Source organism: Pseudomonas citri, from assembly GCF_025336485.1.
Lineage (GTDB): Bacteria > Pseudomonadota > Gammaproteobacteria > Pseudomonadales > Pseudomonadaceae > Aquipseudomonas > Aquipseudomonas citri.
In genome coordinates, this window is record NZ_JAODAB010000019.1 from 1 (window position 1) to 12,605 (window position 12,605).

8 protein-coding genes are annotated in these 12,605 nt (G+C 59.4%); 1 reads left to right on the plus strand and 7 read right to left on the minus strand.

Annotation, left to right across the window (positions count from 1 at the left end):
- A partial coding sequence (locus N4Q37_RS19380; RefSeq protein ID WP_313958329.1) for an RHS repeat domain-containing protein occupies positions 1 to 3,393 on the plus strand: 3,393 nt, incomplete at its 5' end.
- Positions 3,394 to 3,516: 123 nt separating this feature from the next.
- Here the strand turns inward: N4Q37_RS19380 and N4Q37_RS19385 are convergent.
- The 7 genes from N4Q37_RS19385 to cobU all read right to left on the minus strand — a co-directional run bounded on the left by N4Q37_RS19385 (position 3,517) and on the right by cobU (position 12,568).
- A complete protein-coding gene (locus tag N4Q37_RS19385; RefSeq protein WP_260961161.1) occupies positions 3,517 to 5,019 on the minus strand; it encodes a hypothetical protein in 1,503 nt (500 codons plus the stop codon).
- Between the two features lie 130 nt (positions 5,020 to 5,149).
- Positions 5,150 to 7,351, minus strand: coding sequence for an autotransporter outer membrane beta-barrel domain-containing protein (locus N4Q37_RS19390; RefSeq protein WP_260961163.1), 2,202 nt, complete (start codon positions 7,349 to 7,351; stop codon positions 5,150 to 5,152).
- 170 nt (positions 7,352 to 7,521) lie between these two features.
- The gene (locus N4Q37_RS19395; protein WP_260961164.1) at positions 7,522 to 9,492 is read right to left on the minus strand and encodes a hypothetical protein; all 1,971 of its coding nucleotides are present in this window, start codon (positions 9,490 to 9,492) and stop codon (positions 7,522 to 7,524) included.
- A 196-nt stretch (positions 9,493 to 9,688) separates the two neighbouring features.
- On the minus strand, positions 9,689 to 10,420 hold the full coding sequence (locus N4Q37_RS19400; RefSeq protein WP_260961260.1) for an adenosylcobinamide-GDP ribazoletransferase: 732 nt from the start codon (positions 10,418 to 10,420) through the stop codon (positions 9,689 to 9,691).
- A gap of 2 nt (positions 10,421 to 10,422) precedes the next feature.
- Positions 10,423 to 10,998 carry an alpha-ribazole phosphatase family protein gene (gene cobC, locus N4Q37_RS19405; protein WP_260961165.1) on the minus strand — a complete coding sequence of 192 codons (576 nt, stop codon included), beginning with the start codon at positions 10,996 to 10,998 and terminating at the stop codon, positions 10,423 to 10,425.
- Positions 10,995 to 12,050: a nicotinate-nucleotide--dimethylbenzimidazole phosphoribosyltransferase gene (gene cobT / locus N4Q37_RS19410; protein WP_260961166.1), complete on the minus strand. Its 1,056-nt coding sequence runs from the start codon at positions 12,048 to 12,050 to the stop codon at positions 10,995 to 10,997. Before cobT ends, cobC begins: the two co-directional genes overlap by 4 nt.
- Positions 12,047 to 12,568 carry a bifunctional adenosylcobinamide kinase/adenosylcobinamide-phosphate guanylyltransferase gene (gene cobU, locus N4Q37_RS19415; protein WP_260961167.1) on the minus strand — a complete coding sequence of 174 codons (522 nt, stop codon included), beginning with the start codon at positions 12,566 to 12,568 and terminating at the stop codon, positions 12,047 to 12,049. The genes cobT and cobU overlap by 4 nt, the downstream gene beginning before the upstream one ends.
- Between the last annotated feature and the right edge of the window lie 37 nt (positions 12,569 to 12,605).

Genomic DNA, 12,605 nt, shown 5'->3' on the forward strand with positions numbered 1-12,605 from the left:
TTTTTGCACGGCCGGCTGGCGAGCCAGCAAACCACCCTCAATGGCACCACCAGTACGATCCTGTACGAGTACGACAAGCTGCCGAGCGTGCTGGCTGGGGAAACCGTGTTGGAAACCCGCGAGCTGTTTACGGGTTTTGACAGCATTGAAAAAACGATGTCCCAACAAAACTCGTTGATCACCGGTGAAATGGTGCTATCCAGCGATGTCGATGGTGTGCAGTTGCTTCGCCAGTTCGATGCCCTGGGTCGGGTGATCAAGGAAATCGTCTCGCCATCATCGCCCGACGTTAAAGCAGAACGCATCTTTACCTATACATTGACCAGCGTAGATGGGCAAAAGGCGTCACAAAGCATGACTGACGTCAGTGGTGTCACCACCCATACACGCTTCGATGGCCTGGGACGATTGATTTATCAGGAACGGATCGAGAACGCCAAAGCGCCACGCCAGATCTACGCCGCCAGCTACGACAAGTTGGACAACCTGATCGAAGAAGTCCGCTATGACTGGCTGGAGGATAAGCCCATGCCCTTGCACCAGGGCTTCGAATACGATGCCTGGGGTGTCGCCCACCGCGTGACCATGGCCGATGGCGTTGTGAGTCGTTACCTATGGTCGCCTTTCGGGCGCAATGGCCCCATCGAGCACCGATGGTTGGAAACGCCGGAAACCGAAACGACAACGATCATCAGCGGCCTGACTGCCAGCCAGTACAACGATTTCGACAAGCTTGACCGCTTCGAGCGATTGGACGCGCAGCCCTTGATCGATTTGTGTCGTCAACAGCCTGAACGTCCGGTAGAGGAACATTTGCACCATCTGCTTGGAACGACGGGACTGCCTATCGTCGGTGCGGTCGAATACACCTATGACGGCAAGAGCAACTGTGTACGCCAGATTGAATTGTATGACGAGCAAGAGCGCAAGACGCTCTTCGCCTACGATGCATGGGGTCGCATGGAAGCCACTACCATGCCCGATAACACCGTCGTTAGCCGGACGTTCGCCGAGCACAGCTTCGGCGAACAGACCACCAGCATGAGTGTGAAACCCAGCGCCAAGCCACTCGTCACGGTCGGCCAACAGACATTCGACAGTCTCCAGCGCATGACCGAGCGTCGTGTGGGTTCGATGCTCAATCCGCGAATCGAAGCATTCAAATACACCGGGGGCCAGATGCAGCCCAGCCAACGAATTACCCCGGCCAATGAAGTCTTCGACTATGAATACAAACCCGAACTGACCCTGAAACCTTTAGCGATTACCAGTTCCAGGGATGAATCGGCGACTTATGTCTATGACCTCAAAACCGGAGCGATCATCCGCGCGCAAAACGATCAAGGCCAGCGGGAATATCGCTATACCGATACCGGTGAGCTGGAATACGAGAGTTGGACCGACATCGACGGCACACGGATGGAGACCACTTACCTGGCTTCCCTCCGGGGGAGGCAGATTCGACGAGGTCACACTGACGGCCTCGAAACCTTTCATACCTATGACGATTTCGGACGTGTCAAAACCGTTGTTCAAGGCGCACTCAATGCCAATTTCAATTACGACACATTGGGCCAGTTGTGTCGCATGACAACTCGTAGTCCGACCTCGACATTAACCGCCGATATCAAATATGACCTGCAAGGCCGGGAGGTCGAGCGGACGTTGACTGTCAATAATCAGCCCCCTCGAGTCATTACCCAAGCCTGGCAAGGCGACAATCAACTCAAGAGCCGGCAAGTGCTTCTGGACGGCAACTGTTTGCTCGATGAAGCATTCATATACGACTCACGCAACCGACTCGTCCATCACACGTGTACGGGCAGCCTCCTGCCCAAGGACGCTTATGGCAACAGCATCGTCAGCCAGTTATTCAGGTTCGATGAGCTGGATAATATTCTGCGTGTGACGACCCAGTTCGATGGCGGTCTCAGCGACATCGCAGTATTTACCTATGACCCCGATGATCCTTTTCAACTGAACCGGATCACCCATACCTATACCGCCGGCGGCTACCCCGGCCTCCTCGAGTTCGAATACGACGCCGATGGGTGCATGCTCAATGACGAACACAATCGACGCCTGGTCTACGACAATCATGGCCGCCTGGTGGCTGTAAAGGATTCGCAAGGGCAAAACCTGGTGAGCTATCGCTATGATGGGCATGACCATCTGGTTGGTGTCCGCCAGGGCGATGGACATGAAACGCTACGGTTTTATCAGGACTACAACCTCAGCCATACATTGCATGATGGAGCCGTCACCCAATACCTGTTCCATGGCGAGCGACCACTGGGCCAACAACAAGTCAATGACCATGACCAGGCCATCTTGCTGATGACCGACGCCAGCCCGAATGTCATTGGCGAGTGCGTGCAATCGGACGTACACACAACCGCGTACAGCGCCTACGGTATTCGCAGCAGCGATGACGTTTTGCACAGCCTGCTGGCGTTCAACAGTGAGGTGTGTGAAAACGACGATAACTGGTATCTGCTGGGTCGCGGTTACCGCGTGTATAACCCCAACCTGATGCGTTTCCACAGTCCGGATTCGTTCAGTCCGTTCGGCTCGGGCGGGGTCAACCCCTATATGTATTGCCTGGGGAACCCGATTACGTTCTGCGATCCTACCGGGCATAGGGCCGCCTACGGTGCCTATAGCAATCGTCCAGAGAATCCGGGATACATCGACCCCATTGAACAACCCAAAAGTAAGTTGTCTATCTGGGAGAAAATCGGCGCATGGGTGGGTGCAGCGGTTGCGGTGATTGGCGCGATAGCCGTAGCTGTTGTAACAGGGGGATCCACATCAGCGCTTGTCGGTTTAGCGATAGTAGCAGCAGGCGCGATACTGACCTCAGTGGGCGCTGCAACAGACAGTATTCCACTGATGGCCGTTGGCGGTATGCTCATTGCAGTCGGCGGTCTAATAAGTGGCGCAGCTTATTTCAAACGTACACCAAATGTTCCTCCTTCCAGTTCACGTAGTGGGAGTATTTCGAGTAGCAGTAGCAATAGTTCGAGAAGCAGAAGCCCTAGTTTTATAGCTGAACCTTCTGCGGGCACTGCTCCTAGTCCTAGCAGGCGCTCTTCAACTCAATCAAATCATAGCGCTCGCAGCGAACCTATTATCGATTATTGGAGCGAAGTGGAGGGTAATACGAATAATGGTGCGGTGTCCCATGTCGAATCCAATATCAGGGGGAATATTGCTGGGGTTGACGGAGCTAATGATGCTAGAAGAACCTCAACCGCCTCATCAGCCAGTTGGGTTCCTCCATCCCCCACTGCAGCATTACGGGCATCCAATTTACAGGCGGGAACTCTAAGTCGGTTGAAGAAACAGAACAAGCAAAGGGCTGTTCAATTGACCATTGGAGCTCGGACTTAGTGAACAATTACGGACACATTTAAACAACATACCGTCAAACCACCGAGAATGCATTTTATCGGATTGCATCCTCGGTGATTATTTACCTCCCCCTTATCGATAAAACGGGTCTTGATATCGCTCTCACTCAATAAAGGTCAATTGCAACAACGGAAAATTTGGCGCAGCCAACGGCGGCCACGTTTTTCCACCATCAAAACTCACATAGACTTTACCCGTTAATGGCGCATTACGTCGCAGCGTATTCAAAAACGCCTTGAGTACCCTGACCTCGGTGCCAAAACCAATGCCTGCATAAGTTTCCTGTTCAGTCACCGCACGCCTTCTCAATGCTTCGATTGATGAGTCCTGGCCTGAGGAGTTGACGCCGGTCATCGTGATCAAGACCCAATGATCCGTCGTCATGAGTGGCCATTTCTTCAGCGTCAACCGGGCGCCCTCTGTAGGCACTGCGTTGTAACTCAAATTGCCGCCGGAAAGCCCTTCACATTGGACGGTTTCCAGTCGCTGGCTCGGCAGGGTTTGCACCTGCAGTCTGCGTTGTACAGAAGGATGTTCTTGCCCCTTGGCGTCAATCACACCATAAGACACCGGCAGTACCCTGCCAATGTGAGCCGCCAGGTACCTCATCTCCACCTGATAACGACGTGAACCTGAACTGACCGGCTGCTCAATTCGCGTAGCACCCAAGGTGCCAGGCTCTCCCCACTGCACCCATACCTTTTCATCCGGGTAGATGACGGCGCTTTCCGGCACTTGCACAAAAACAACACCATTAACGGGTATCAACGGATCCAACGTCTGCTGCTCTCCCGTCCCAAGCGCGCCCTCCACAGAGGGCCAAGGCAAATCACGGGGAATCGGCGTAGCCGCCACCTCCAGCTCAACCGGCTCGGAACGCAGACTCTGGTTACCCGCGCGATCCTGCGCCTGATACCACACATACCGCCAACCATCGCCCCGGCTCCGGATCAAATCCCCCGGGATCGTGACAACCACCGGATCGGCATAGTTGCGGTCATCCAGTTCGATCACACCTCCCTGGTCCTGGGTACCGGGAGTGGCCCCCCAATACCAGGTGATTCGGTCCCATGGTCGGGGGGCTACGTATGCCGGGAGCGCCGCCCTGAGCTCGTCGCCGTTCAGTTCGAGGTAGCGGGCAGTGAGTTTGTTGGGTGGGAGGACTTCGGCAGGAAAAATCAACTTGCTGTCGGTCGCGAGCACCGGCGGCGTTTTGTCGACGGTGACGGTAAACGGAAATGACCGCGCCGCTACGCCCGCGAAGTTGGTCATGATGAAGCTGAGCTCATGCTCGCCGGAGGGCAACTTGTCGGCAGCGATCTCGACGAAGTAATCGTCCGGGTCCATGGGCAAGGGCCACTCCCGGAACCCGATGACATTGTTCTCGTCATCGTCCAGGAACACATCGACTCGTTCGGTCCAGCTCCCGACTGGCGGGCTGTCATGCCAGGGCTTGAACTCGACTCTCAAGGGGTTGGCCGGATCGCTCCAGGCTGTACGGTGCAGCAGGTTGGGTTCGCCGCCGGGAACATCGGGCAGTGGTTCAGGCAGTGTCCAGGGGGCGGTCATGGTCGGGTCGAGCAGATTGGATTGGGTCGATGACATTTTTCATGTTCTCCATCGATGAATATCAACCCTCGGCCATGGCCGGTGGGCAAAATCCTGATGAACACTCGAATGCCGCAAAGGGAACATGCCGGAATCGAATCCGGCATGTTTGCCCGCTCGGCCGGCCCTACCAGAGGTAGCGCACGCCCACGTTGGCACCCCACGGTTGTTCGATCTTGCTGCCATTGCTGTAATCGAAATCGGCATGGATCGAGACCTTGTCGGTCACGCTCATGGCGATGCCGGCACCCAACTCCCCGCGAGAACCCGACAGGTCGTTGTTAAACCGGTTGTCGTTGACCTTCACATCGTTATTGTTGGCGAACTCATGCACATAAGCGGCACGAATGTAGGGCTGCACGACCTTGTCGTCCCAGTTGAAATTGCGCCCGGCGGTCGCGCCCGCCTTGGCCAGCAGCGAGTGCGTGCGGCTGCCTTCGGCGGAGAGGCCGTTGTCCAGGTCGTAATCCTTGCCCTGGATAATCACACCGGACAACTGGGTGAACGGCTCGACGAAGTAATCGTCCGCCAGTTTGATATGACGGCCGAACTCCAGGGAGGTACCAACGGCATGGCTGTCGTATTCACCCTTGGTTTTGCGGCCATCGCTCAGTTGCACGTCGGACTCGTTCTGGAAACGGTTGAGCTTGAGCACGCCGTCGAAGTAATAGCCACTCTGCTCATCCAGCCAGGTGGTGTAGGCACCCAGGTAGTAGCTGTCGATCGTGGCGCTGGTGCCCCGGCTCATGTCCAGGTCGGATTTGCTGTAGCCACCCAGCACGCCCACCAACCATTGACCATCACCCATCGGCAGCGGTGCATCCGCACCGAACGACAAGCCCTGCTGGACCTGCTTGTAATCGACGCCCGAATTGGCACTGACATTGAATTTGTTACCGTAGGCGCGAATCCAGCCACCGGCCTTGCCAGGGTCCATGCGCACTTCCCCCATGCGACTGCGCAGGGTACTGAGTTCGCCATACCAGACGGTCGGCGCGGCATTGAACAGGGCAATGACCGAGCGAGTTCCGGGGCTGACCGTGCGAGTGGCGGTATTGAGGTACCAGTCGTTACTGCCCTGTTTGATCAAGTCATACGAATACGCCCCCAGGTCCACTTCACCACCGGCCAAGCTGAACGTCGCGTCGCCGCCACCGATATGAACCACCGGAATGGCCCCCGCCCCCACCGGCTCCGAGCCACTGGAATCGATGGCGATGGTGTGATCGCCGGTGGCCGTGCCGGTCACGGTCAAGGTGTCGACCTGGCCGGTCTTGAAATCGGTGTGCATGTAAAACGTGCCGCCAGTACCGGACAACGTGCCGACGTTCAATTTGAAGAATTCGCCTGGGTTGCCGAACTGGACGGCACCGCCATTCATGGTCAGGTTCTCGACCTCGCCGTCACCGACCATGACCCAACGCGCATCGCTGTTGATGCCCAGGTCCCGGACATTCTCCAGGCGTCCTGTCAGGGTGGCTGCGTTTTCCAGCAGTACATTGGCGGTGCTGGTGCCGTCGGCGACGATATCGCCGACCAGGTGGCTACCACTGACCTGCAGATTGCCTTCGGCGCCACGGCGAACGTCCATCAGGATGCCGTTGCTGGCCGACAACGTGGAGCCGTTGACCACCGAGATATTGACGGTGGTCGGCCCCAAGCCCAATGTATCGACCACGATCGCCGAGCCGTTGCGGCCCTCGACGTGCGTGCTGTCCAGGGTCAGTGTGGCGGGGGCGCCCTGCGTATCGCCACCTATTTCCAGCCCATTTCCGTTGCCGATGATTTGGCTGCCAACGGCCGTTACAGTGCCACCGAACAGGCGCATGCCGGCAGCGGTAGCACCGGTGCCCACGACGGTCGAGCGCAGCAGTGTCAGCTCGCTCAAGCCATTGACTGAAACTCCGGTCGTTCCCCCCATGATGGTGCTGTCACTCACCGTCGCGCTGGAACCTGTAGTCGCCGCCGCATCGCGGCTGACCACTAGCCCCACCCGGTCGCTGACAATAAGGCTGTTGCCGGCGATATTCGCCTGGCCGGCATTCAAGTGAACGCCGTTGGCGCCCGTTGCCTGTACCTGGGTAGCGTTGAGGTTCAAGGTTGAATTATTGACGGTGATATCACGGGTGGTGGCACCGTCGGCATTCAATGTCGAGGCACCGTTCAACACATAGTTATCGGGAGTGGTGCCGCTGTCGATGGACAAAACCTCACCGGGGTTCAAGACCCTGGCGTACCCCACCTCGGCAATCAGCAACAAGGGTGGGATGGACAGTAGCTTCAAAGCACGGAACAACGGATGCAGCGTGAAAGATTTAACCGAAGACATACAGCCACCCTGTGACGATTGGATACAGAAGGCCGCGCAGGCTACAGAGGGTTGTCAGAGCGGTATGTAGGACTTTTCCGAATTTGCCTGCATAACCGACCAAGCCAACCGCAGGAAAAGGAGGTGGCTTCCCCCGTTTTTCCGTACGGCATGGCCTGGATAAGTACAGGTCAAGGATTAGGGGGTGGCGGCACGTTGCAGGTCCCTTCGCCTTGCGACATCGCCACTCGCGTATTGGTCGGCGTTTCCCGAAACGGTTTGCCCGTGATCTTGTAGCTCACTTCACCTTTGCCTATCTGGGACGTGCTCAGCCAAGTGGGCAAGACATGAGTGGCATAGGGTTCGATGAGCCAGACGATCCCGTTCGTGGCCTGCTCTTGGCTGATGTTGGTAAAGGTGTGTGTTTTACCCGCAGCGGGCACCTCCACCGGGCTTGCATGGTTCGTGTAGGCCTTCCACTGCACCTCGACATCATCACCGGCCTGCAAGTACCGACTCGGCGGGATCAAGTACTCAATGCCGTAGGTCGTATTCCCCGCATCCCAACGCAAGGAATTACAGGTCACGATGCCATTGACATTGGTGTGCCGGGCAATGGCCTCTGGCAGTTGCTGAACCAGGAAGTCGATCTTGACTGAGGTACGGACCTTGGGCTCCTGTGGGTTGACGTGGGCCGGGCTGGTCAACACGTACCACACCGGCATCGCCGAGTGGGGGCCCTCGTCGCGGATGACGTCCCAATCGAGCGGTATTTCGATGATATCCCCCGCTGTGTCGTTGGTAGTATCGATCACATAGGGTGCCCCGTTGGGGGTGCCATTCCACATGACTTGATAAGAGTCGCCGTCAACCAGGGGGGCAACCAGTTCGATCTTGCCCCAGATGGGCTGGTCTTCGTCAGTAGCGACCAGTTCATTGTCAACATCCGACGCCCCTACGACCGTGACCACTTCCAGCAGGCCGTTGCCAGGCTCCGGATCCGGGTTTATCGGCCCCGGGCTGGAAAAATTGCAAGGGACAGTCGCGACGTTCGAGCCAAAAGGCTCTACGCCACGCAGTACGGTATAGGAGAGCGGTGTGGCCACCACCCCCGTCGTAGCGCTGCCGTATTCCGTCCAGAGCGTAGCCCAAGGGACGGGAATGTTGATTCCGCCCGGTGGGTTGCTGCCCAATGGGGTGCCCGGCGTTATCTCTTTGGTGCCCCATTTGACGACAACGGTATCGGTCGACTTGCCGCGGGTGACATGAGGCACATTGACGAGCACGTTGCCATCGACGAGGTCTGAACGAACAAGCTCACCGCCCGTGGCATCCGCAGCAGTAGGCGCATCGAGTGGAGGAATGGGCAAGGGGTCGAGCGCGACCGACATGAGTTCATACAAAGACAACTGGCTGACGTTGCCGGCCTTGTCGATCAGCACATAACCGCCGCAGCAACGGCCATCGCCGGCAGCGACAAACTTGTCTTTGGTAATCCTGACCGTACCGCCAGCAGAAGGAATGGGCTGCGGCCCGATCAAGTCAATATCCGCGGGGTCGTCGGGCAGTTCTCCCTTTATCCAGCCAAACGCGACCATCACATCGTTTTGGTCGCCGGTCCAAGGAGGAATGGTCGCTTCCAAGTAATCATTCGCACCGAATGTTGCATCGGTGATCGGCGGCGTTATGGCGAATATCATTTTCCCCGGAGGGATCGCACCATTGGGGGGGACCTTGTCGATGTGGATGAGAACACGCCCGGAATGATCCATGGTCCCCACAAAGTTCTCATGTTCATAGCGAAGGTCGAAAGGGCCTTCATTCTCAGGGTCCAGCAAGAACACGCTGGGAATATTGAATCGCAACGGCACCCAGGCAGCCCCCCCCACGGCAGAGTGCTCTTGAAAGGTTGTCCATTCGTTGCTGTCTGCCCGCGCATATTGCAAGCGAAAGTATTCCGTCATTCCGTCCGGTATCGGGTTAGCCCAGGTCGTGATGGTCGTTGTCAAACCGGTATCAAGGTCTGACCTGCGAATAAGCCCCACTGGCAATCCCGGTAGCGGAGCAGGCACCACCACCGGGTCCTGAACCACAAACGGCGCTGGCCCGCCGGATACGCTTTCATCGGACGTAAGCTGCGCTTTCTTATCTGAACCAGCCATGTTTTCGCTCTCCGTATTCACACCTTGCCACCATGGACGCCCATGGCGCTTCAGTTCGAAAAGCAGACCGATTTCTTCCGGGCACTGCCAGACGCCTCCCGTCGTTCTGCACGTGAGCGAAGTAAGCGCTTATTTCAAATCCGGCGAAACTGTCAGAGTTGACAGGTGATGATTTGCACAGTGATTGGGGGGCTGATCAGACCAACACCACCCCCACCAGAACCGCCATCTCCAGCAATTCCAGCAACGCTCCGGCGGTATCCCCAGTGCAGCCCCCGAGCCGGCGCAGCATCATCTGGCGCAAGCCAACGAACACCGCCGAGGCAACCAGCAGCGCAAAGAGGCCAGTCCAGCCTGTCAGCAGCACGCCAGCCAGCGCACACACCAGCAACACCCGCCAACCCGCCCGCCGAGGCAGATGATCGGCAAGCGCCTGGCCCAACCCGCCGGCACGCACATAAGGCGTGGTCAGGAACAGGCCGAGCAACGCGGCACGCCCCAGCACCGGCACGAGAATCAACATCAAGCCCTGCCCCTGCTCGATCAACGCCAGCAACGCGGTGAACTTGAGCAGCAGCACCAGCACCAGGGTAATCACCGCGATCGGCCCGCTACGCGGGTCCTTCATGATCCGCAATGTGCGTTCGCGATCGCCGAAACCACCGAGCCAGGCATCGGCGCTGTCGGCCAGGCCATCGAGGTGCAGGCCGCCGCTGAGCAGCACCCACGCCGTCAGCAACAGCGCGGCGTGCAGCAGCGGCGGCGCGCCCGTCAGCAATGCATTGAGCAGCCACAGCAAGCCGCCGAACAACAACCCCACCAACGGGTAGAACAGCAACGAACGCCCCAATTGCTCAGGCTCGGGCATGCCCGGCAAGCGCACCGGCAGGCTGCTGAGAAATTGCAGGGCGATCCAGAACGGCAACATGTTCACACGGCCTCTTCGAGCACGGGACCGGATGACACGCGCAGGGAAAACAACGCGCCATGGCCGACTTCGACGTTGAGCAATTGTTCGCGTGGCAAACCTCGGGCTCGGGCCAGCAGCAGACGCATCACGCCGCCGTGGCTGACCAGCAAGACCCGCTGCCCGGCATAGGCGACGTGCAAACGTTCGACCGCCGCTAGCACGCGGTTGGAGAACGCCAGCACCGGCTCGCCGTCAGGTGGCGTGAAGCTGTAGGGATCGGCCCAGAAGCGGCCCAACGCCTCGGCGTCGCTGTCCATCAGCGCCGCCGCGCTGCGGCCTTCCCAGGCGCCGAAATGCAGCTCTTGCAGGTCTTTGTCCTGATGCACCGGCACGCCAAGCCGGGCGCCGAGTTGCTCGGCGAAACGGGCGCAACGCTGTAACGGCGAACTCACCAGACAATCCCAGGGCCCGCCCGTCACGACCGCCGCGTGCATCTGTTCCCAGCCCCTGGCGGTCAAGGCGTCGTCGAGGCTGCCGCGCAAGCCGCCGCCCAGTTCGGTCTCGCCGTGACGCAGCAGGTCCAGGCGCAGGGTCATGCCGGGCGATCCGCCACGGCCGCTTCGGCGAACGTCGCCATCTGCCCGTGCAGGTCGCAGGCCAGGCGCAACAGTGGCACCGCCAGCGCCGCGCCACTGCCCTCGCCCAGGCGCAGGCCGAGCTCGAGCAGCGGCTCGGCGGCGAGGCTTTCCAGCACATGGCGATGGCCCGGTTCGGCGCCGCGATGGCCGAACAGCAGCCATGGTCGGCACGCCGGATTGAGGCGCACCGCCACCAGGGCCGCGACGCTGCAAATGAAACCGTCCACCAGCACCGCGACACCCTGCTGGGCACAGGCCAGGTAGGCGCCGACCAACGCGGCGATCTCGAACCCGCCGAGGTTGAACAGGGTTTGCAACGGGTCGTTGCCTTGGCCGCCATGCAGCGCCAGGGCACGTTCGATCACCTGGGCCTTGCGGCTGACGCCCGCCGCGTCCAACCCGGTGCCCGGCCCGACCAAGTGCGCCACTGGGCAATCGAGCAAGGCACAGGCCAGGGCGCTGGCAGCGGTGGTGTTGCCGATGCCCATCTCGCCGCCGATGAACAAGTGCGTCCCCGCTGCGATGGCGCGCAGCACGCTGTCGCGCCCAGCCTGCAAGGCTTGCTCGCCTTGGGCCTGGGACATCGCCGGGCCCTGGAGGAAATTCGCCGTGCCCGGCCCAAGGTTCAGGTGCCGCACGCCGGGCAGGTCCAGCGACGGCGTCACGGTGCCGAGGTCGACCACTTCCAGCGAAGCGCCCAGTTGCCGGGCCAGGACGCTGATGGCCGCGCCGCCGCTGACGAAGTTGAGCAGCATTTGCCCGGTCACTTCCTGGGGATAGGCCGAAACGCCCTCGGCCACCACACCGTGATCACCGGCGAAAATCGCGATCCACACCTGATCCAGGTTCGGCTTGAGCTGCCCTTGCAGGCCTGCCAGTTGCACCGCCACTTTTTCCAACTGGCCAAGGGAACCGGCCGGTTTGGTCAATTGTTGCTGACGGGCCGTGGCCTGTTCCAGGGCCTGGGTATCGAGGGGCTTGCACGGGTCCAGCCACCAGCAATGATTCATAACGCAGTACCTTTGAGAGTCAGGGGCAGGCCGGCAACGGTCAGCACGACGCGCTGGCAACGTTCGGCCAAGGCTTGATGCAGCCAACCGGCTTCATCGACGTAACGGCGAGTCAATTCGCCCAGCGGCACGACACCCATGCCGGTTTCGTTGCTGACGAAAATGATCTCCCCGGGCAGCGTGGCGAGGCAGTCCAGCAGAGCTTCGCGTTCGCTGCTCAGTTGCTCGGGATCGTCGAGCATCAGCAGGTTGGTCAGCCACAGGGTCAGGCAATCGACCAACAGGCAGTGCCCGGGGGCGGCGTTTTCCCGCAGCACGCGGGCCAAGGCCACAGGCTCCTCCACCAGCGCCCACTGGGCCGGGCGACGGGCGCGGTGTTGGGCGATGCGGGCGTTCATCTCGCCGTCGAGGGGTTGGCTGGTGGCGATGTAGGTCACGGGCATTCGGGTGTCCGTGGCGAGTTTTTCCGCCAGGCGACTCTTGCCGGAGCGGGCGCCGCCGAGGATCAGTTGCAACATGGTGTTCTACCTTTCAAATGGCGGTGTGGCGGGCGGC

What these genes read in the sequence shown, in the direction of transcription:
- N4Q37_RS19395 (WP_260961164.1), bottom strand. Translation starts at nt 9,492, where the DNA reads ATGGCTGGTTCAGATAAGAAAGCGCAGCTTACGTCCGATGAAAGCGTA.
- cobU (WP_260961167.1), bottom strand. Translation starts at nt 12,568, where the DNA reads ATGTTGCAACTGATCCTCGGCGGCGCCCGCTCCGGCAAGAGTCGCCTG.
- N4Q37_RS19400 (WP_260961260.1), bottom strand. Translation starts at nt 10,420, where the DNA reads ATGTTGCCGTTCTGGATCGCCCTGCAATTTCTCAGCAGCCTGCCGGTG.
- cobT (WP_260961166.1), bottom strand. Translation starts at nt 12,050, where the DNA reads ATGAATCATTGCTGGTGGCTGGACCCGTGCAAGCCCCTCGATACCCAG.
- N4Q37_RS19390 (WP_260961163.1), bottom strand. Translation starts at nt 7,351, where the DNA reads ATGTCTTCGGTTAAATCTTTCACGCTGCATCCGTTGTTCCGTGCTTTG.
- N4Q37_RS19385 (WP_260961161.1), bottom strand. Translation starts at nt 5,019, where the DNA reads ATGTCATCGACCCAATCCAATCTGCTCGACCCGACCATGACCGCCCCC.
- cobC (WP_260961165.1), bottom strand. Translation starts at nt 10,998, where the DNA reads ATGACCCTGCGCCTGGACCTGCTGCGTCACGGCGAGACCGAACTGGGC.